4 protein-coding genes are annotated in these 1,649 nt (G+C 32.8%); all 4 read right to left on the bottom strand.

Annotation, left to right across the window (positions count from 1 at the left end; translation table 11 throughout):
• A partial coding sequence (locus MVY38_RS00735; RefSeq protein ID WP_297482353.1) for a cytochrome-c peroxidase occupies window positions 1-697 on the bottom strand: 697 nt, incomplete at its 3' end.
• A gap of 162 nt (window positions 698-859) precedes the next feature.
• Window positions 860-1,045, bottom strand: coding sequence for a ribbon-helix-helix protein, CopG family (locus tag MVY38_RS00730; protein ID WP_297482350.1), 186 nt, complete (start codon window positions 1,043-1,045; stop codon window positions 860-862).
• 93 nt (window positions 1,046-1,138) lie between these two features.
• Window positions 1,139-1,375: a DUF2442 domain-containing protein gene (locus tag MVY38_RS00725; protein WP_297482347.1), complete on the bottom strand. Its 237-nt coding sequence runs from the start codon at window positions 1,373-1,375 to the stop codon at window positions 1,139-1,141.
• Window positions 1,376-1,456: 81 nt separating this feature from the next.
• A partial coding sequence (locus MVY38_RS00720; protein WP_297482343.1) for a DUF4160 domain-containing protein occupies window positions 1,457-1,649 on the bottom strand: 193 nt, incomplete at its 5' end.

The raw sequence follows: 1,649 nt of genomic DNA, 5'->3' as shown, positions 1-1,649 counted from the left end.
TTACATCATATCTTCCTAAATCACTGCCGTTTGCATCAATGTAAATACCAAATTTATTGTACATATTACCACCGATGTTCATACCTTGATGACAGAGTATGCAACCTTTTGTTTTAAAGAGGCTGTAACCCTCTTTAGCTGCGTTTGAGATTGCTTTCTTGTCTCCTCTAAGGTAGCGATCAAAAGGTGCATTTGGTGTGATGAGCGTTTTTTCATACTCGGCTATTGCGTTTGTAATGTTGGCTTTTGTTATTCCATCTTTATAGATAGTGTCAAATTGTTGTTTATAAGCAGTTTTATTGAGTTTTGGTATGAGCTTTTTAAAACTGTTTGCCATCTCAACAGGATTCTCAACTGGTCCCGCGGCTTGGTCTTGTAAAGTCGCCGCTCTTCCGTCCCAAAATTGTCTAAAGTTAAAAACGGCATTGTAAACAGTAGGTGAATTTCTTGTTCCGGTGAGTCCATGATATCCAAAAGAGACTCTAAGATTATCATCTCCTCCATCATTAAGGTTATGACAAGTTGCACAACTTACGCTGTTGTCAATGGAGAGACGAGTGTCAAAAAAGAGCTTTTTTCCTAGAGCGGCTTTTTTTTCATTGACCTTTACTTTTAGAGGAATCGGAGAGATAAGAGCATCTGCTTGAAGAAGCACCATGTGTGAGAATAAGAGCGATAGAAGGAGATATTTATACATGCTATCATTCTAACTAAAATCAACTGAAATAACAATAGAGGTACTTACGGCTGATTTATTTTAAAAGGTAACACAGTTCTTTAATATTACCACTAAGCATTTGAATAGCTTGACGAAAACTAATTCAGAAATTCTTTCTCAGCATCTTTATCAAATGCAATTTTATACATTTATCCCAGCTTTGAGATTATCAATTCTTTTGTCTGCTATCATTTCATCTAGTTTGTCAAAGTATAATTCTATTGCTTTTTCAACAAGACTTGTTCTTGTTCTATCAAGTTCTTGTGCATATTCATCAAGAGTTTGTACAACATCTTTTTCTAATCTAATATTAATTGCTTGTTTCATAATAGTAAACTTTTAATTTATTTTTTGTATACACAACTGTAGTGCAAATAAAAGACTTTTTCAAGTGGCTTACAACGGCGAAGCTCGTTTTTGTTATGCAGAACGGCTATCAAGGTACAGAGTGTCAGGAGATAAGTCTTGACCATTTGCCCATTGAATAGAGTCAAAATAGGGTTTAACTGTTTTAAAGTAAGTTTTATCTTGTAATTGTTTGAAAAAAACTTTATCAATATAAGGTTTCATGTCAAAAACTTTTTTTTCTCCATTTTCAAAAGAGAGCAAAATTTCATAATTGTCTTGTGCTTTTACATCTATAATATTAGGTGTCATAATTCACTCCTATTTCAAAGGTTCAATTCTAAAAATCTCTTCACCAGCAATGGCTAATTCCCAATCAGCCATTAACTCATCTTAGTGAATTTCAATCCAAGCTTCTACTAGTTTTCTTTTATTTGTCTTCATATCACCTTCAAGCATTTTTCCTTCTGGAATAGTAAAAATAGCTTGTTTTCCTTGATATTTGACATGTATATGAGCTAATTTATGTTTTCTATTGTCAAAATAATACATTGAGATTATAATTCCATAAAACATTGAAATAATT

This window comes from Sulfurimonas sp., assembly GCF_027056685.1.
Lineage (GTDB): Bacteria > Campylobacterota > Campylobacteria > Campylobacterales > Sulfurimonadaceae > Sulfurimonas.
This window is presented reverse-complemented; position numbering and strand designations above follow the sequence as displayed.

What these genes read in the sequence shown, in the direction of transcription:
- MVY38_RS00730 (WP_297482350.1), bottom strand. Translation starts at nt 1,045, where the DNA reads ATGAAACAAGCAATTAATATTAGATTAGAAAAAGATGTTGTACAAACT.
- MVY38_RS00725 (WP_297482347.1), bottom strand. Translation starts at nt 1,375, where the DNA reads ATGACACCTAATATTATAGATGTAAAAGCACAAGACAATTATGAAATT.